The 18,616-nt window shown below is 59.5% G+C and carries 16 protein-coding genes; 15 read left to right on the top strand and 1 reads right to left on the bottom strand.

Going from position 1 to position 18,616, the window contains the following annotated elements:
- The first annotated feature begins 62 nt into the window (after nt 1-62).
- From dnaE to ispD, 8 genes are all read left to right on the top strand, one after another.
- Nucleotides 63-3,584 carry a DNA polymerase III subunit alpha gene (dnaE, locus tag HYI44_RS18705; protein WP_045060139.1) on the top strand — a complete coding sequence of 1,174 codons (3,522 nt, stop codon included), beginning with the start codon at nt 63-65 and terminating at the stop codon, nt 3,582-3,584.
- Between the two features lie 150 nt (nt 3,585-3,734).
- On the top strand, nt 3,735-4,682 hold the full coding sequence (locus HYI44_RS18700; RefSeq protein WP_010462799.1) for an acetyl-CoA carboxylase carboxyltransferase subunit alpha: 948 nt from the start codon (nt 3,735-3,737) through the stop codon (nt 4,680-4,682).
- 132 nt (nt 4,683-4,814) lie between these two features.
- Nucleotides 4,815-6,143, top strand: a complete 1,329-nt coding sequence (tilS, locus tag HYI44_RS18695) for a tRNA lysidine(34) synthetase TilS (protein ID WP_225570168.1) — start codon at nt 4,815-4,817, stop codon at nt 6,141-6,143.
- 274 nt (nt 6,144-6,417) lie between these two features.
- Complete coding sequence (locus tag HYI44_RS18690; protein ID WP_028622541.1) at nt 6,418-8,049, top strand: CTP synthase; 1,632 nt, start codon at nt 6,418-6,420, stop codon at nt 8,047-8,049.
- A 5-nt stretch (nt 8,050-8,054) separates the two neighbouring features.
- The gene (kdsA, locus tag HYI44_RS18685) at nt 8,055-8,900 is read left to right on the top strand and encodes a 3-deoxy-8-phosphooctulonate synthase (protein ID WP_016985082.1); all 846 of its coding nucleotides are present in this window, start codon (nt 8,055-8,057) and stop codon (nt 8,898-8,900) included.
- A gap of 156 nt (nt 8,901-9,056) precedes the next feature.
- Entirely contained in the window at nt 9,057-10,346 is a 1,290-nt protein-coding gene (eno, locus tag HYI44_RS18680; RefSeq protein ID WP_045060142.1) for a phosphopyruvate hydratase, read from the top strand.
- Nucleotides 10,347-10,515: 169 nt separating this feature from the next.
- Nucleotides 10,516-10,794 carry a cell division protein FtsB gene (gene ftsB / locus HYI44_RS18675; RefSeq protein WP_008028992.1) on the top strand — a complete coding sequence of 93 codons (279 nt, stop codon included), beginning with the start codon at nt 10,516-10,518 and terminating at the stop codon, nt 10,792-10,794.
- Entirely contained in the window at nt 10,791-11,498 is a 708-nt protein-coding gene (gene ispD / locus HYI44_RS18670) for a 2-C-methyl-D-erythritol 4-phosphate cytidylyltransferase (RefSeq protein WP_122837699.1), read from the top strand. The genes ftsB and ispD overlap by 4 nt, the downstream gene beginning before the upstream one ends.
- Before the next feature lie 53 nt (nt 11,499-11,551).
- Here the strand turns inward: ispD and HYI44_RS18665 are convergent, their stop codons facing one another.
- On the bottom strand, nt 11,552-12,448 hold the full coding sequence (locus tag HYI44_RS18665) for a LysR substrate-binding domain-containing protein (protein ID WP_122837700.1): 897 nt from the start codon (nt 12,446-12,448) through the stop codon (nt 11,552-11,554).
- A gap of 109 nt (nt 12,449-12,557) precedes the next feature.
- Here HYI44_RS18665 and HYI44_RS18660 point away from each other — a divergent pair, with 109 nt between their 5' ends.
- The 7 genes from HYI44_RS18660 to HYI44_RS18630 all read left to right on the top strand — a co-directional run bounded on the left by HYI44_RS18660 (nt 12,558) and on the right by HYI44_RS18630 (nt 18,578).
- Nucleotides 12,558-13,670 carry an S-(hydroxymethyl)glutathione dehydrogenase/class III alcohol dehydrogenase gene (locus HYI44_RS18660; RefSeq protein ID WP_045060145.1) on the top strand — a complete coding sequence of 371 codons (1,113 nt, stop codon included), beginning with the start codon at nt 12,558-12,560 and terminating at the stop codon, nt 13,668-13,670.
- Nucleotides 13,671-13,678: 8 nt separating this feature from the next.
- Nucleotides 13,679-14,524, top strand: coding sequence for an S-formylglutathione hydrolase (fghA, locus tag HYI44_RS18655; RefSeq protein ID WP_225570167.1), 846 nt, complete (start codon nt 13,679-13,681; stop codon nt 14,522-14,524).
- A 54-nt stretch (nt 14,525-14,578) separates the two neighbouring features.
- Complete coding sequence (ispF, locus tag HYI44_RS18650; protein WP_045060147.1) at nt 14,579-15,052, top strand: 2-C-methyl-D-erythritol 2,4-cyclodiphosphate synthase; 474 nt, start codon at nt 14,579-14,581, stop codon at nt 15,050-15,052.
- Entirely contained in the window at nt 15,049-16,107 is a 1,059-nt protein-coding gene (gene truD, locus HYI44_RS18645) for a tRNA pseudouridine(13) synthase TruD (protein WP_122837702.1), read from the top strand. Before ispF ends, truD begins: the two co-directional genes overlap by 4 nt.
- A complete protein-coding gene (gene surE, locus HYI44_RS18640; RefSeq protein ID WP_122837703.1) occupies nt 16,095-16,844 on the top strand; it encodes a 5'/3'-nucleotidase SurE in 750 nt (249 codons plus the stop codon). Before truD ends, surE begins: the two co-directional genes overlap by 13 nt.
- A 41-nt stretch (nt 16,845-16,885) precedes the next feature.
- Entirely contained in the window at nt 16,886-17,521 is a 636-nt protein-coding gene (locus HYI44_RS18635) for a protein-L-isoaspartate(D-aspartate) O-methyltransferase (RefSeq protein ID WP_205940048.1), read from the top strand.
- A 199-nt stretch (nt 17,522-17,720) separates the two neighbouring features.
- Complete coding sequence (locus HYI44_RS18630) at nt 17,721-18,578, top strand: peptidoglycan DD-metalloendopeptidase family protein (protein WP_225570166.1); 858 nt, start codon at nt 17,721-17,723, stop codon at nt 18,576-18,578.
- The last annotated feature ends 38 nt before the right edge of the window (nt 18,579-18,616 follow it).

Genomic DNA, 18,616 nt, shown 5'->3' with positions numbered 1-18,616 from the left:
TTTTCGCCAAGGCCCGGTACAATCCGGGCCTTGTTGTTTTCGAGCTCACAGACAGGATCACCATGCCGGCTTCATTCGTTCATCTACGCCTGCACACTGAATACTCCCTGGTCGACGGTCTGGTGCGGATCAAACCGCTGGTCAAGACCCTGGTCGGCATGAACATGCCTGCCGTGGCGGTCACCGACCAGAACAACATGTGCTCTCTGGTCAAATTCTATAAAGCAGCCATGGGTGCAGGCATCAAGCCGATCTGCGGCGCCGACTTGTGGCTGTCCAACAAGGACCCGGACAATGCATTGAGCAGGATCAGCCTGCTGGCGATGAACGCCGTGGGTTATCGCAACCTGACTGAACTGATCTCCCGGGGCTTCATCGACGGCCAGCGCAATGGTTCGATCATCATCGAGCGCGAGTGGGTGGCCGAGGCCAGCGAAGGCCTGATTATGTTGTCGGCGGCCAAGGAAGGCGAAATCGGCCTGGCCATGCTCAGTGGCAATCCGGCGGAAGCGGAAACCCTGGCACGGGAATGGATGGCGGTGTTCCCGGACCGCTTCTATCTGGAAATCCAGCGCACCAACCGTCCCAACGACGAAGAGCAACTGCACGGCGCCGTCGCCCTGGCCGAGAAAATCGGTGCACCGCTGGTGGCGACCAACGATGTGCGGTTCATCAAGCAGGAAGATTTTGCCGCCCACGAAACCCGGGTCTGCATCGGTGAGGGCCGGGCCCTCGACGATCCCCGGCGCTCGAAGAACTACAGCGACCAGCAGTACCTCAAAAGTGCCGAGGAAATGGCCGAGCTGTTCAGCGACATTCCCGAAGCGCTGGAAAACACCGTCGAGATCGCCCGGCGTTGCAACATCGAAGTGAAGCTGGGCAAGCACTTCCTGCCCAACTTCCCGATTCCCGATGGCATGACCATCGACGAATATTTCCGCAAGGTGTCCTTTGACGGCCTGGAAGACCGCCTCACCGTCCTGCTGCCCAGGGATACCACCGAGGACTACGAAGCCAAGCGCCAGGTGTATGTCGACCGGTTGAATTTCGAGCTGGATATCATTATCCAGATGGGTTTTCCCGGTTACTTCCTGATCGTGATGGACTTCATCCAGTGGGCCAAGAGCAACGGTGTGCCGGTAGGTCCCGGCCGGGGCTCGGGTGCCGGCTCGCTGGTGGCCTATGTGCAGAAGATCACCGACCTTGATCCTCTGGAATACGACCTGCTGTTCGAACGTTTCCTCAACCCGGAACGGGTATCCATGCCCGACTTCGACGTCGACTTCTGCATGGACGGTCGTGACCGGGTCATCGAGTACGTGGCCGAGAAGTACGGACGTAACGCGGTAAGCCAGATCATCACCTTCGGCTCCATGGCCGCCAAGGCTGTGGTCCGGGACGTGGCGCGGGTGCAGGGCAAGTCCTACGGCCTGGCGGATCGTCTGTCGAAGATGATTCCGTTCGAAGTCGGCATGACCCTGGAAAAAGCCTACGAACAGGAAGAAATCCTGCGCGACTTCATCAAGGTCGATGAAGAAGCCGCAGAAATCTGGGAGATGGCGCGCAAGCTTGAAGGCGTGGTGCGTAACGTCGGCAAGCACGCCGGTGGTGTGGTTATCGCCCCGACCAAGCTCACTGACTTCTCGCCCATTTATTGCGACGAAGCCGGCGATGGCCTGGTCACTCAGTTCGACAAGGACGACGTCGAGGCCGCTGGCCTGGTGAAGTTCGACTTCCTGGGGCTACGGACCCTGACGGTCATCGACTGGGCGCTGAAAACCATCAACCGCGACCGTGCCAAGGTCGATGAAGCGCCCCTGGACATCGCCTTCATTCCGCTGGATGACAAACCGACCTACCAGTTGCTGCAAAAAGCCGAAACCACAGCGGTGTTCCAGCTTGAGTCGCGCGGCATGAAGGAGCTGATCAAGAAGCTCAAGCCCGACTGCCTCGAAGACTTGATCGCACTGGTGGCCCTGTTCCGTCCGGGGCCTTTGCAGTCAGGCATGGTTGACGACTTTATCAACCGTAAGCACGGTCGCGCGGAACTGGCGTACCCGCACTCGGACTACCAGTACGAGGGCCTCAAGCCGGTATTGGCACCGACTTACGGCATCATCCTGTATCAGGAACAGGTGATGCAGATTGCCCAAGTCATGGCTGGTTACACTTTGGGCGGGGCGGACATGCTCCGGCGCGCCATGGGCAAGAAAAAGCCCGAGGAAATGGCCAAGCAGCGCGGCGGTTTCATCGAAGGTTGCGCGACCAACAATATCGATGCTGACCTTGCGGGTAACATCTTCGACCTGGTGGAGAAATTCGCCGGTTACGGCTTCAACAAGTCTCACTCCGCAGCCTATGGCCTGGTGTCGTACCAGACCGCATGGCTGAAGACACATTACCCGGCGCCGTTCATGGCTGCGGTACTGTCGGCGGACATGCACAACACCGACAAGGTCGTGACCTTGATCGAAGAAATTCGCACCATGAAGCTGCGTCTCGACGCGCCGGATGTGAATACTTCGGAGTTCAAGTTCACGGTGAACGAAGAAGGCCGGATTATTTACGGCCTTGGTGCGATCAAGGGCGTGGGTGAGGGGCCGGTGGAAGCCATCACCGAGGCGCGCCAGGATGGGCCGTTCAAGGACCTGTTCGATTTCTGCGCTCGGGTCGATCTCAAGCGCATCAACAAACGTACCCTGGACGGTTTGATCCGCAGCGGTGCGCTGGATCGCCTGGGACCGTATTTCCACGACGAGCCCAAAGCCTATCAAGCGAGCATCGACCAGAATCGTGCCGTGTTGCTCAATGCGATGGAAGGGGCTATCAAGGCGGCGGAACAGACCGCGCGCACCCACGACAGTGGCCACGCCGACCTGTTTGGTGGCCTGTTCGTCGAAGAGGATGCGGATGTTTACGCCAACCATCGCAAGGCCAAGGAACTGACCCTCAAGGAACGCCTCAAGGGCGAGAAAGATACCTTGGGCCTGTACCTCACCGGCCACCCGATCGACGAGTACGAAGGCGAGATCCGCCGTTTCGCCCGCCAGCGCATTATTGACCTGAAGCCGGCACGCGATACCCAGACCGTGGCCGGTATGATCATTGCGCTGCGGGTGATGAAAAACAAAAAGGGCGACAAGATGGGGTTCATTACCCTGGACGACCGCTCCGGCCGCATTGAAGCCTCATTGTTTGCCGAGGCGTTCCATTCCGCGCAATCGTTGTTGCAGACCGACGCGATGGTGGTGGTCGAAGGCGAGGTCAGCAACGATGATTTTTCCGGCGGCCTGCGCCTGCGGGTCAAGCGGGTGATGAGCATGGAAGATGCGCGCACCAACCTGGCTGAAAGCCTGCGCCTGAAGTTGCAGACCAAGGACTTGAAGGGCGATCAGCTACGCTGGCTGGGTGAATTGTTCAAGCGCCATCGCGGCGCGTGTCCTATTACCATGGAATACACGAGCCCCGATGCCAAGGCCTTGCTGCAGTTTGGCGAGACCTGGCGAATCGACCCGGCGGATGCGTTGATTCAAGCCTTGCGTGACCAGTTCGGGCGAGACAACGTCTTCCTCCAATACCGTTGACGGCCAGGTGCCGCTCTTGCACAAGAGAGCAGCCCTGATCTCGACCCAATTTTTAATCTCGACCTGAACGCGCCTGTCCCTTATGGTAGGGCGCGAATAGACAACCGGCCGGCCCAAGCTCACTTGGACGTCGACCCAAGACGGACGCCTATGAACCCGAATTTTCTAGATTTCGAACAGCCGATCGCCGACCTTCAAGCCAAGATCGAAGAGTTGCGCTTGGTCGGTAATGACAATTCGCTGAATATCGGCGATGAGATCTCCCGCCTTCAGGACAAGAGCAGCACCTTGACCGAGGACATCTTCGGCAAGCTGACCAGTTGGCAGATTGCACGTCTGGCGCGTCACCCGAAACGTCCATACACCCTCGATTACATCGAGCACATCTTCACCGAGTTCGACGAACTGCACGGCGACCGTCACTTTTCCGACGACGCGGCCATCGTGGGCGGCATTGCCCGTCTGGACGACCAGCCGGTGATGATCATCGGTCACCAGAAAGGCCGTGAAGTGCGCGAGAAGGTTCGCCGCAACTTCGGCATGCCGCGCCCTGAGGGCTACCGCAAGGCGTGCCGCCTGATGGAAATGGCTGAACGCTTCAAGATGCCAATCCTGACGTTCATCGATACGCCAGGCGCTTACCCGGGCATCGATGCTGAAGAGCGCAACCAGAGCGAAGCGATTGCCTGGAACCTGCGAGTCATGGCACGCCTGAAAACCCCAATCATCGCCACCGTGATCGGTGAAGGTGGTTCCGGTGGTGCACTGGCGATCGGTGTTTGCGACCAGTTGAACATGCTGCAGTACTCGACCTATGCAGTGATTTCGCCGGAAGGCTGCGCGTCGATCCTGTGGAAAACCGCCGAAAAGGCGCCGGATGCTGCTGAAGCCATGGGCATCACCGCCGAGCGCCTCAAAGGCCTGGGTATCGTCGACAAGGTGATCGGCGAGCCTCTGGGTGGCGCTCACCGCGACCCGGCCGCAGCGGCCGCGTCCATCCGTGCAGAGCTGAGCTCGCAACTGGCGATGCTGAAGAAGTTCGATAACGAAGCGCTGCTGGCCCGTCGTTACGAGCGTCTGATGAGCTACGGTCTCTAACGACCACGCAGTGTCCCATGTGGGAGCGGGCTTGCCCGCGAAGGCGGTGTACCAGTCAACGTTGATGTTGAATGTGACGGCCTCTTCGCGGGCAAGCCCGCTCCCACAGTTGATTTGTGTGGTTTGAACGATATGAGTCAGCCCATGACTGATCTGCCTGCAAGGTTGCTCCTGAACCTTACGCCCTGGCGCAATGCCGCTCGTTGGCACATCGCCTTCTCCGGCGGACTCGACTCCACCGTCCTGCTGCACCTGCTCGCCCATCTCGCAAAAAAACACTCCCTGCCGGCGCTGAGCGCCATCCATGTCCATCACGGCCTCCAGGCTGCGGCTGACGCGTGGCCGCAGCATTGCCGGACAGTCTGCAACGAGCTGAGTGTGCCCCTGCAGGTCGTTCGCGTGCAGGTGGAGCCCGGCGCCAGCCTCGAGCGCGCCGCCCGGGAAGCTCGCTATAGGGCGTTCGTGGCGGCGACTGGGGCCGGCGAGTTACTGCTGACTGCGCAGCACCGCGACGATCAGGCCGAAACCCTGTTGTTTCGGTTGATGCGCGGGTCCGGGGTGCGCGGCCTGGCGGGAATGCCTTCACAGCGAACCCTGGGGCGCGGCCATCTGTTGCGTCCGTTGCTCGATGTCACTCGCGGCGAGCTCGAGTTCTACGCGGCCGAGCATCAGTTGCGCTGGATCGATGACCCTTCGAACCAGGACCGGCAGTTCTCGCGCAACTACCTGCGTCATCAGGTTTTGCCGGTCATGATCGAGCGCTGGCCGCAAGCGGTGACCACCATGGCCCGCAGCGCGGCACACCTGCGGGAAGCGCAGGACTTGCTTGATGAGCTGGCGCACATGGATCTGGCCAGCGCCCGCACGGCCAGTGATTTCGACTGGTTGGGCGTGCCCTCGCTGGAGTTGGCAGCGCTTGCGGGACTTTCCGCCGCGCGCCAGCGCAATGCGCTGAGTGGCTGGCTTGCGGCACTCACCCAGCTGCCCGACAGCGACCATTGGTCGGGTTGGGAGAACCTGCGCGATGCCGCCCCCGATGCCCGGCCGATCTGGCGCCTGGCCCAGGGCGAATTGCATCGCACGGGCGGGCGGATCTGGTGGTTGGCCGGCAGCTGGCTACGTCCGGCAACCGACGCCGTAGCCTGGAATGATCCCTCCCAGCCACTGGTGCTGACGGATAACGGCGTGCTCAATTTCAACGGCCGGATTCCCGATGGTCCGTTGCAAATCCGCTATCGTCAGGGGGGGGAGGTCATGGCTGTGGCCGACCGAGGTCATCGCGATCTCAAGCGCCTGCTCAACGAAAGGCATGTCCCGGGGTTTGTGCGTGGCAGATTGCCGCTGCTCTACCGAGGCGAGCAATTGCTTGGGGTGGCCAACTTGCGGGACTTGAGTGGCTGCGCGCGGGACGGCTGGCATTTGCATTGGGCTCCACTAAGCGAAGATCAAGGTTTGAGCTGAAAGGGGCTTTCCGGTAGACTACGCTCCCTTCTTGATACAACTTCTGTGGATTCGCCTGAATCGCAGGAGTTGCCGATTACCAAGCAGTCTTTGCTGGGCGATTCCAAAAAATGTGTAGCGAGCAACCTACCGGTGTTTCATCTACCGGTCTGTCCCAACGCGGCGGTTTTTTTGAAAGGTGCACTGTGATTAATGCAGGTGATCGGGGGCTTCGGCCTTCCTTCGCTTTCCCCGGCGGCTCGGACCGCTTTAACGCAGACTTCTAGGGTTTTTCATGACGCGCTACATATTCGTCACGGGCGGTGTTGTTTCTTCATTGGGGAAAGGCATTGCATCGGCTTCATTGGCGGCGATCCTGGAGGCGCGGGGACTTAAGGTCACCATGCTGAAGCTGGACCCGTACATCAACGTCGACCCGGGCACCATGAGCCCGTTCCAGCACGGTGAAGTGTTCGTCACCCACGACGGCGCCGAGACCGACCTGGACCTGGGCCACTACGAGCGGTTCATCCGCACGACCATGACCCAGAACAACAACTTCACGACCGGCCGTGTGTACGAGCACGTGCTGCGCAAAGAGCGTCGTGGTGACTACCTGGGTGCAACCATCCAGGTGATCCCGCACATCACCGACGAAATCAAGCGCCGCATCATCAAGGGCGCCGGCGATGCCGACGTGGCCATGGTCGAGATCGGTGGCACCGTGGGTGACATCGAGTCGCAACCGTTCCTCGAAGCCATCCGTCAATTGCGTTTCGAAGTCGGCGCCAAGCGCGCGATGCTGATGCACCTGACGCTGGTGCCCTACATCGCCACTGCTGGCGAGACCAAGACCAAGCCAACCCAGCATTCGGTCAAGGAGCTGCGCTCCATCGGCCTGCAGCCAGACGTGCTGGTATGCCGCTCCGATCACCCGATCGACATCTCGTCGCGTCGCAAGATCGCCCAGTTCACCAACGTTGAAGAACGTGCGGTGATCGCGCTGGAAGACGCCGACACCATCTACAAGATCCCGGGCATCCTGCATTCGCAAGGCCTGGATGATTTTGTCGTCGAGCGTTTCGGCCTGCAATGTGGCGGTGCCGACCTGTCCGAGTGGGAAGCCGTGGTCGACGCCAAGCTCAATCCTGAGCATGAAGTTACCATCGCCATGGTCGGCAAGTACATGGAACTGCTGGACGCCTACAAGTCGCTGATCGAAGCGATGAGTCACGCCGGCATCAGCAACCGCACCAAGGTCAACCTGCGCTACATCGATTCCGAAGACATCGAGAACCAGGGGACTGCACTGCTGGAAGGCGTCGATGCGATCCTCGTACCTGGCGGCTTCGGCCTGCGGGGCGTGGAAGGCAAGATTACTGCCGTTCAATTCGCTCGCGAAAACAAGGTTCCGTACCTGGGTATCTGCCTGGGCATGCAAGTGGCCGTGATCGAGTTCGCTCGTAACGTGCTGGGCTGGAAAGATGCCAACTCCACCGAGTTCGATCGTGCCAGCGGCCACCCGGTCGTGGGTCTGATCACCGAGTGGGAAGATGCCACCGGCGCCGTCGAAACCCGTACCGAAACCTCCGACCTGGGCGGCACCATGCGTCTTGGTGCGCAGGATTGCCTGCTTGAGCCGGGTTCCCTGGTGCACGATTGCTACGCCAAGGACGTGATCGTAGAGCGTCACCGTCATCGCTACGAAGTGAACAACAACCTGCTGCCGCAAATCATGGAAGCCGGTCTGAAAATCTCCGGTCGCTCCGGTGATGGCGCGTTGGTCGAAGTGGTCGAAGCTCCGGATCATCCATGGTTCGTCGCTTGCCAGTTCCACCCTGAGTTCACCTCGACGCCGCGCGACGGTCACCCGTTGTTCAGCGGTTTTGTCAAAGCTGCTTTGGCTCAACACCAGAAGAAGGCGTAAACCTGATGGCGCAGAAGATCATCCGCGTAGGCGATATCGAGATTGCCAACGACAAGCCAATGGTGCTGTTCGGTGGCATGAACGTGCTGGAAAGCCGCGACATGGCGATGCAGGTCTGCGAAGAATACGTAAAGGTTACCGAGAAACTCGGTATCCCTTACGTGTTCAAGGCCAGCTTCGACAAGGCCAACCGGTCTTCTGTGACCTCTTACCGTGGTCCGGGCCTGGAAGAGGGCATGCGCATCTTCCAGGACATCAAGCAAGCCTTTGGCGTGCCGATCATCACCGACGTCCACGAGCCTGATCAGGCTGCGGTCGTCGCTGAAGTCTGCGACATCATTCAGCTGCCGGCCTTCCTGTCGCGCCAGACCGATCTGGTCGTCGCGATGGCCAAGACCAATGCAGTGATCAACATCAAGAAAGCCCAGTTTCTCGCGCCTCAGGAAATGAAACACATCCTGAACAAGTGCGTGGAAGCGGGTAACGATCAACTGATCCTCTGCGAGCGTGGTTCGAGCTTCGGCTACAACAACCTCGTGGTCGACATGCTCGGCTTCGGCATCATGAAGCAGTTCGAATACCCGGTATTTTTCGACGTGACCCACGCGTTGCAAATGCCCGGTGGTCGTGCCGATTCCGCCGGCGGCCGCCGTGCACAGGTTCTGGATCTGGCCAAGGCGGGCATGAGCCAGTCGCTGGCGGGTCTGTTCCTCGAAGCTCACCCGGACCCGGACAACGCCAAGTGCGACGGCCCTTGCGCCTTGCGCCTGGACAAACTGGAGCCATTCCTGGCCCAGCTCAAAGCTTTGGACGAACTGGTGAAGAGTTTTCCGACGGTAGAAACCGCGTAATCCTCATTTCTCCGGTAAAGTACCGCACGATTTGTTGCTCAGGCCCTCGGGCCTGAGCCTTATCGTCCGCAAGTCTGCCCGCTGTACACCACTTGCCGACGGTAAAAGATTTCCTCTAGCTGCGTCGTTTTCGTCAACTTTGGAGTGTTTACAACAATGGCAAAAATCGTCGACATCAAAGGTCGTGAAGTTCTCGACTCCCGTGGCAATCCCACCGTGGAAGCGGATGTGCTTCTCGATAACGGCATCATCGGTAGCGCGTGCGCGCCGTCCGGTGCTTCCACTGGCTCGCGCGAAGCGCTCGAGCTGCGTGATGGCGACAAGAGCCGTTACCTGGGCAAAGGCGTTCTGAAAGCCGTCGCCAACATCAACGGTCCGATCCGCGACCTGTTGAAAGGTACAGACCCAAGCGACCAGAAAGCGCTGGATCACGCGATGATCAAGCTTGATGGCACTGAAAACAAAGGCTCCCTGGGCGCCAACGCGATCCTCGCCGTTTCCCTGGCAGCCGCCAAGGCCGCCGCACAGGACCAGGACCTGCCGCTGTACGCTCACATCGCCAACCTGAACGGTACCCCGGGTGTTTACTCCATGCCGGTTCCGATGATGAACATCATCAACGGCGGCGAGCACGCGGATAACAACGTCGACATCCAGGAATTCATGGTTCAGCCGGTCGGCGCCAAGTCTTTCTCGGAAGGCCTGCGCATGGGCACCGAAATCTTCCATCACCTCAAAGCTGTCCTGAAGGCCCGTGGCCTGAGCACTGCAGTGGGTGACGAAGGTGGTTTCGCACCGAACCTGGCTTCCAACGAAGACGCTTTGAAAGTGATCTCCGAGGCCGTGGCCAACGCCGGTTACACGTTGGGCACCGACGTGACCCTGGCTCTGGACTGCGCCGCCAGCGAGTTCTACGAAGATGGCAAGTACAACCTGTCCGGCGAAGGCCAGGTGTTCACCGCCGAAGGTTTTGCCGACTACCTCAAGGGCCTGACCGAGCGTTACCCGATCATCTCGATCGAAGACGGCCTGGACGAGTCCGACTGGGCTGGCTGGAAAATCCTCACCGACAAAATCGGCGAGAAGACCCAGCTGGTAGGTGACGACCTGTTCGTGACCAATACCAAGATCCTGAAAGAAGGCATCGATAAGAAGATTGCCAACTCGATCCTGATCAAGTTCAACCAGATCGGCACCCTGACCGAAACCCTGGAAGCCATCCAGATGGCCAAGGCCGCTGGTTACACTGCCGTGATCTCGCACCGCTCCGGCGAAACCGAAGATTCGACCATTGCCGACCTGGCCGTGGGCACTGCAGCGGGCCAGATCAAGACCGGCTCCCTGTGCCGTTCGGATCGGGTATCCAAGTACAACCAACTGCTGCGTATCGAAGAGCAGTTGAACGGCAAGGCCAAGTACAACGGTCGCAGCGAATTCCGCGGTTGATCATCTACTGATGTAAAGTCAGCGGATTGTGGTGAAAAAATCGCAACGGCGATGGATTTGCCACTAATCTGATGCCTTATCAGCACAAGCCTGGGTCTTCCAGGCTTCGTGCTATCAGATGCTTCAAGTTTTGGCATGGCTGTCTTTTTCACTGGAAACCCGATATTCGATGCGCAGTCCCAATTGGTTGTTTCTCGTCTTGCTCCTGTTGCTGGCTGGCCTGCAGTACCGCCTTTGGGTGGGTAATGGCAGCCTGGCGCAAGTGGCCGAGCTGACTCAGCAGATCGCCGATCAGCACGCTGAGAACGAAGGCTTGCTGGAACGCAATCGTGTCATGGACGCAGAAGTCAGTGAGTTGAAAAAAGGCATGGAGACCGTTGAAGAGCGGGCTCGCCATGAGTTGGGCATGGTCAAGGACGGTGAAACCCTTTACCAGTTGGCTCAATGAATTCCTCGGTACCGGCCTTCTGGGCCGTGATTCCTGCCGCGGGCGTCGGTGCCCGTATGGCTGCGGACCGTCCCAAGCAATACTTGCAACTGGGCGGGCGCACTATTCTCGAACACAGCCTTGGCTGTTTCCTTGACCATCCTGGCCTTAAGGGGTTGGTGGTCAGTATTGCTGTTGATGATCCTTATTGGCCAAACCTGGCGTGCGCATCTGACCCGCGAATTCAGCGCGTGGCCGGTGGTGGCGAACGCTCCGGCTCAGTGCTCAATGCCTTGCTGCATCTGCATGCATTGGGTGCTGATGATGAAGACTGGGTGTTGGTGCACGACGCCGCTCGACCGAACCTGGCCCGTGATGATCTCGATAAGTTGCTGAGTGAACTGGCGGATGATCCGGTCGGTGGGCTGCTGGCGGTGCCGGCGCGCGATACGTTGAAACGGGTCGACAAGCAGGGGCGTGTGGTTGAAACCGTAGATCGCAGTGTGATCTGGCAGGCGTATACGCCGCAGATGTTTCGCCTGGGTGCACTGCATCGTGCGCTGGCTGACAGCCTGGTGGCAGATGCAGTTATCACCGACGAAGCGTCGGCGATGGAGTGGGCGGGGTTGGCACCGCGTCTGATTGAAGGTCGCTCCGACAATCTAAAGGTTACCCGCCCCGAAGATTTGGAGTGGTTGCGTCAGCGTTGGGCTCACCGGCGCTAAAAGATCGTCTGAACGCGGCCCGAGCCTTCGGACGATCTTTGATCTTCAAACCATCAACCCCGATACTCCGGCCGCTTGGCCAACCCCTCCTTCAAATAATCCACCAGCTTGCGCACCTTCGGCGACAGATGACGCTGCTGCGGATAAAGCGCCCACACCGCCGTGTTCGGCGGCTGATGTGCATCCAGCAGGGAAATCAGCTCGCCGTTTTTCAAATGCTCCAGCACGTAATAATCCGGCAGCTGACACAACCCGACCCCCTGTAATGCTGCGTCCAGCACCGCTTGCCCACTGTTGCAGCGCCAGTTGCCCTGCACCCGCTGGGAAAACTCTCGCCCGTTCTGCTCCAGTTGCCACAGGTCGGAACTGCCGATCAGGCAATTATGCCGGCTCAGTTCAGACAGGCTGTGTGGGCGACCGTAGCGTTCGACGTAGGACGGGGAGGCGCACAGGTACATGCGCCGTGGCGCCAGGCGTGCCGCGACCAGCCGCGAATCCTGTAGACGGCCAAGACGAATGGCCAGGTCGAGGCCTTCATGCACCAAATCGAGTTGGCGGTTGCTCAGTTCGATATCAATGCGCAGTTGCGGGTAGAGCGCCATGAATCGTGTCACCAGCGGCACGATAAACCGTTCGCCGTAGGCCACCGCGCACGTCATGCGCAGCATGCCCTTGGGCTCGCTGGTCAGGTCGCCGACTGCACGCAGTGCTTCTTCGCGCCCATCCTGCAGGCGCTGGCAATGTTGCAGGAACGTCTGCCCGGCTTCAGTTAACGTTACCCGCCGGGTGCTGCGGTATAGCAGGCGGGTCTGCAGACGCTCTTCGAGGCGGACGATTTGTCGGCTGACGTGCGACGAAGAAACGCCAAGGCGTTCCGCAGCCGCTGTGAACTGACTGCATTCCGCCACAGCCACAAACTCGTCAATGCCTTCCCAGCGATTTTCCGACATGGATGATTATCCCTGTGTAGCAATAATGTTTTGCTTTTGTCCTGATTATTCACCGTAAATCGATGTATTACACTCCTTGTCTCGTTTATTCACTGGAGTATCTATCCCCATGATCAAGTCACGCGCCGCCGTTGCCTTCGAGGCCAGGAAACCTCTTGAGATCGTTGAAGTCGACGTCGCCATGCCCAAGGCCGGTGAAGTCCTGCTGCGCGTCGTGGCCTCCGGGGTTTGTCATACCGATGCCTACACGCTGTCCGGTGCAGACCCGGAAGGCATCTTTCCATCGATCCTGGGACACGAAGGTGGCGCAGTGGTTGAAGCCATCGGCGAAGGCGTGACGTCGGTCGCTGTCGGCGATCATGTGATTCCGCTGTATACCCCGGAATGCCGCCAGTGCAAGTTCTGCCTGTCGGGCAAAACCAACCTGTGCCAGGCCATTCGCGCCACCCAGGGCAAAGGCCTGATGCCCGACGGCACCACGCGCTTTTCCTACAAGGGCCAGGAAATTTTCCACTACATGGGGACTTCGACTTTTTCCGAGTACACCGTGCTGCCGGAAATCTCCGTCGCCAAGATCGCCAAGGAAGCGCCGCTGGAGAAAGTCTGCCTGCTGGGTTGCGGGGTCACCACCGGCATTGGTGCCGTGCTCAACACCGCCAAGGTAAAACCAGGCGATACCGTCGCTATCTTCGGCCTCGGCGGGATCGGTCTGTCTGCGATCATCGGTGCGGTCAAAGCCAAGGCCGGCCGGATCATTGCCATCGATATCAACCCGGCCAAGTTTGAAATCGCCAAGCAGCTGGGCGCCACGGACTGCGTCAATCCGAAAGACTTTGACCGTCCGATCCAGGAAGTCATCGTCGACATGACCGATGGCGGCGTCGACTTTTCCTTCGAATGCATCGGCAACGTGCAACTGATGCGCGCCGCGCTTGAGTGCTGCCACAAGGGCTGGGGCGAGTCGGTGATCATCGGCGTCGCCGGTGCAGGCCAGGAAATCGCCACCCGTCCATTCCAGCTGGTGACCGGTCGAGTCTGGCGCGGGTCGGCTTTCGGTGGGGTGCGTGGTCGTACCGAGCTGCCAAGCTACGTCGAAATGGCTGAAACCGGTGAAATCCCGCTGGATACTTTCATCACCCACACCATGGGCCTGGAAGATATCAACAAGGCCTTTGACCTGATGCACGAAGGCAAGAGCATCCGTAGCGTCATCCATTTCTGAGGTCGCTCATGAGCCTGGAAAATATCTCCTGCCAGAAAAGCTTCGGCGGCTGGCACAAACGCTACCGGCATCGTTCCGATGTGCTCGGCTGCGACATGGTGTTCGCCGTGTACCTGCCGCCGCAAGCGGAGCAGGGCGGCAAGCTGCCTGTGCTGTACTGGCTGTCCGGCCTGACCTGCACCGATGAGAACTTTATGCAAAAGGCCGGTGCCATGCGCGTGGCTGCGGAACTGGGGTTGATCATCGTCGCCCCGGACACCAGCCCTCGCGGTCCCGATGTGCCGGCCGATCCGGACGGCGCCTGGGATTTTGGCCTGGGTGCGGGTTTTTATCTGAATGCTACCCAGGCACCCTGGTCACGGCATTACCGGATGCATGACTATGTGGTGAAGGAACTGCCGGCGTTGGTCGAGGCGCATTTCCCGGCGTCGGACAAACGCGGCATCAGCGGTCACTCCATGGGCGGTCATGGTGCGCTGGTTTGCGCTTTGCGCAACCCGGGCCGCTATCAATCGGTGTCGGCGTTTTCACCGATCAACAATCCGATGGATTGCCCGTGGGGCCAAAAAGCCTTCTCCCGTTACCTGGGAGAGGATCGGTCTAAGTGGCGCGAGTGGGATGCCTGTGCACTGATTGCCGAGGCTGACGAAAAGCTGCCACTGCTGGTCGACCAAGGTGATCGCGACGACTTCCTCGCCACCCAGCTCAAGCCTGAAGCCCTGCAGCAGGCGGCCAAACTGGCCGGTCATCCGCTGACGTTGCGCTTGCAACCGGGCTACGACCACAGCTATTTCTTCATCGCCAGTTTCATTGATGACCACTTGCAGCATCACGGGCGTGCTCTAAACGCCTAATGTGCTGCAAAGCAGGTAGAATCACGCCCTGACAAAATTCGGGGCGTTTTTTTTATGCGTATTGGCCACGGCTATGATGTGCACCGTTTCGCTGAAGGCGATTTCATTACTCTGGGCGGCGTGCGTATTGCACACGGCTTCGGGCTGCTCGCTCACTCCGACGGTGACGTCCTGCTGCACGCCTTGAGCGATGCCTTGCTTGGCGCTGCTGCGCTGGGCGATATCGGCAAGCACTTTCCCGACACGGACCCTACATTCAAGGGCGCGGACAGCCGTGTGCTGTTGCGTCACGTCGTCGGCCTGATCCACGCCAAGGGGTGGAAAGTCGGCAACGTCGACAACACCATCGTCGCCCAGGCACCGAAAATGGCCCCGCATATCGAATCGATGCGCGCGCTTATTGCCGCCGATCTTCAAGTTGAGCCGGACCAGGTGAACGTAAAAGCCACCACTACCGAAAAGCTTGGCTTTGTAGGACGCGAAGAGGGTATCGCCGTGCATTCCGTTGCCTTGTTGTTGCGCGCATGAACGAACTGCAACTGCTTGGGCCGCGGGCCTATGGTGAGGCGCTTGGCACTGCGGTACTCAAAGCCACTGCCGAAGATTTTCAGGTCGATGAAGTGCTCGACATCCCCCTCAGTGGCGAGGGTGAACATTTATGGATCTGGGTCGAGAAGCGCGGCCTGAACACCGAGGAAGCGGCACGGCGAATCGCCAAGGCTGCGGGCGTTTCGTTACGTACCGTCAGTTACGCGGGGCTCAAGGACCGTCAGGCGCTGACTCGCCAATGGTTCAGCGTGCAATTGCCGGGCAAGGCCGATCCTGATTTGTCGGCAGCCGAAAACGACACGTTGAAAATCCTCAAGACCGGTCGCCACAAACGCAAGCTGCAACGCGGTGCTCATTCGGCCAATGGCTTCACCTTGCGCCTGACCCAGTTCTCTGGCGACAAGGCGGCGATCGAACAGCGGCTGCAGTTGATCGGCAAACAAGGTGTCCCCAATTATTTTGGTACCCAGCGTTTCGGCTTCGATGGCGGCAATGTGGTCGATGCCCGTGCCTGGGCTGCGCGCAAGGCTTTGCCGGAGCAGCGCAACGTGCGCTCGCGCCTGCTCTCAACCGCCCGCAGTTTCCTGTTCAACCAGGTGTTGGCGGCTCGAGTGGCCGACGGTACCTGGCAGCGTGCCCAGGTCGGCGACCTGCTGGCTTTCACTGACAGCCGCAGCTTCTTTCCGGCTGGCGAAGCTGAATGCAGCGACCCGCGCCTGGCGATTCTTGACCTGCATCCCACAGGTCCGCAGTGGGGTGAAGGTGACTCACCGGCCGCTGGGGTTGTCCATGAACTGGAGCAGGCAATCGCCACTCGCGAAGCAGACTTGCGCGATTGGCTGGTTAACGCCGGAATGAGCCACGAACGTCGCATCCTGCGACTGCCCATTGGTGGGTTGACGTGGCATTATCCCGAGCCTGACATTCTGCAACTGGAATTCGTCCTGCCGGCCGGATGCTTCGCCACTGTATTGGTGCGCGAACTTGTCGATCTGGTGCCGGTGGGGCAGACGGACAGCCCATGCGTATTCTGATTTCTAACGACGATGGGGTAACTGCGCCCGGACTCGCCGCGCTTTATGCTGCGCTGGCCGATTACACCGAGTGCGTGGTTATCGCCCCCGACCAGGACAAAAGCGGCGCCAGCAGCTCGCTGACGCTCGACCGTCCGTTGCACCCGCAAACCCTGGCCAATGGTTTTATCAGCCTCAACGGCACGCCTACCGATTGCGTGCACCTGGGCCTCAACGGCCTGCTGGAGCGCCAGCCGGACATGGTGGTTTCGGGGATCAACCTGGGCGCCAATCTTGGGGACGACGTGCTGTATTCCGGAACGGTTGCTGCGGCTCTGGAAGGACGATTCCTGGAGCGTCCTTCCTTCGCGTTCTCCCTGGTCTCACGGCAGACGGAGAACCTTCCCACAGCGGCTTACTTTGCGCGCAAACTGGTAGAAGCCCACGCTGACCTCGACCTGCCCCCGCGCACGGTGCTGAACGTGAACATTCCGAATTTGCCCCTCGATCACATTCGCGGCATTCAGCTGACCCGCCTCGGCCATCGCGCCCGGGCTGCGGCACCGCTGAAAGTGGTCGACCCGCGTGGCAAGTCCGGTTACTGGATTGCAGCTGCCGGGGACGCCGAAGACGGTGGCCCGGGTACGGATTTCCACGCAGTGGTGCAAGGCTATGTCTCGATCACTCCACTGCAACTGGACCGAACCTTCAATGACGCCTTCAGAAATCTTGATGGCTGGCTGGAGGGCCTGCGCTAATGGCTCGTGAGCACGACGACATTCTGCGGCGCGGCATCGGCATGACTTCCCAGCGTACCCGCGAGCGCCTGATCCAGCGTCTGTACGACGAGGGCCTCTCCAACGCCAAGGTGCTGGAGGTGATTCGCCGTACACCGCGTCATCTGTTTGTCGATGAAGCACTGGCTCACCGCGCTTATGAAGACACGGCGTTGCCGATCGGCCATAACCAGACCATCTCCCAGCCTTACATGGTCGCGCGCATGAGCGAGCTTCTGCTGGAAGCGGGGCCGCTGGACAAGGTCCTCGAGATTGGCACGGGTTCGGGTTATCAGACGGCGGTGCTGTCGCAGCTGGTCGAGCGAGTGTTCTCAGTGGAACGCATCAAGGTCCTGCAGGACCGGGCCAAGGAGCGCCTGGTCGAATTGAACCTGCGCAATGTGGTGTTTCGCTGGGGGGACGGCTGGGAAGGCTGGCCGGCGCTGGCGCCCTACAACGGAATAATCGTCACGGCGGTCGCGACAGATGTTCCCCAGGCGTTGCTCGACCAGTTGGCGCCGGGTGGACGCCTGGTGATCCCGGTCGGCTCGGGGGAGGTCCAGCAATTGATGCTGATCGTCCGCGAGGAACAGGGTTTTTCCAGGCATGTACTGGGTGCTGTCCGGTTCGTGCCGTTGTTGAACGGGCCGCTTGCCTGAGCATTTGTTTAAACGCGCTGAATTCTATTCGATTGCTCATGTCTTACAGCGGCAACATCGGGTTAAACAGATTCATCGTCAGTGAGCAAACGTGTGCGGTAGTTCACTAAGGTAAAGCCGGCACGGCCCGTTATACTTGCGTCATTTCCTGCCGATACTTGGCAATTCAAATTTTCAGCCACCACAAAGGGAGCGGCGGGTGAGTCTCAAAGTCATTGCGCAGCGAATCGGTATCACGAGCTTTCAGCGCCTGGTGACTGGCCTTGTCTTGAGCACCTTGCTGGTCGGATGCTCCAGCAACAAATCGAGCGACGTACGCGTCGTCGATCGCAACAACACCGTGGCTCAACGGCCGGCAGTCACGACGGGCCAGTACGTCGTACGACCCAAGGACACCCTGTTCTCCATCGCCTTCCGCTACGGCTGGGACTACAAGGCCCTGGCTGCGCGTAACAACATTCCGGCGCCATATACCATCCGTCCGGGTCAGACGATTCGCTTCGATGGGCGCACCGGTTCAACGGCTTCAACAGTTTCCAGTTCTTCGAGTTCAACGCCCTCATCGTCGAGTAAAACGACGGTTTTCAAGCGCCCGGTAAATGGCTCTGGGCCAACGACTGCAGTGGTTGTACCGTCCGTCGCGAATAAACCGGCAGCCGTCCCACTGCCTCCGGCAGGCCCAGCCCCGACCGGCTGGGGATGGCCATCTAATGGCATTCTTATTGGAAAATTCTCTTCAAACGGGAGTTTGAATAAAGGAATTGATATCGCCGGAGATTTGGGACAGCCTGTTTTAGCTGCGTCTGATGGGACGGTGGTATACGCCGGGAGTGGCTTAAGGGGCTACGGCGAATTAGTCATCATCAAACACAGCGATACCTACGTCAGTGCCTACGGACATAACCGCAGGCTGTTGGTTCGGGAGGGGCAGCAGGTCAAGGTCGGACAGACAATTGCCGAAATGGGGTCAACGGGTACAGACCGGGTGAAACTGCATTTTGAGATTCGCCGCCAAGGTAAACCTGTAGATCCGCTGCAGTTCCTGCCACGTCGTTGATTTGTTTCCAGCCTGTTCCGTCACGTAGAGGGAACAGG

Source organism: Pseudomonas sp. Y24-6, from assembly GCF_020295325.1.
GTDB lineage: Bacteria > Pseudomonadota > Gammaproteobacteria > Pseudomonadales > Pseudomonadaceae > Aquipseudomonas > Aquipseudomonas gregormendelii.
The sequence above is the reverse complement of the archived record's forward strand: the minus strand, read 5'-3'. Positions and strand labels throughout refer to the sequence as shown.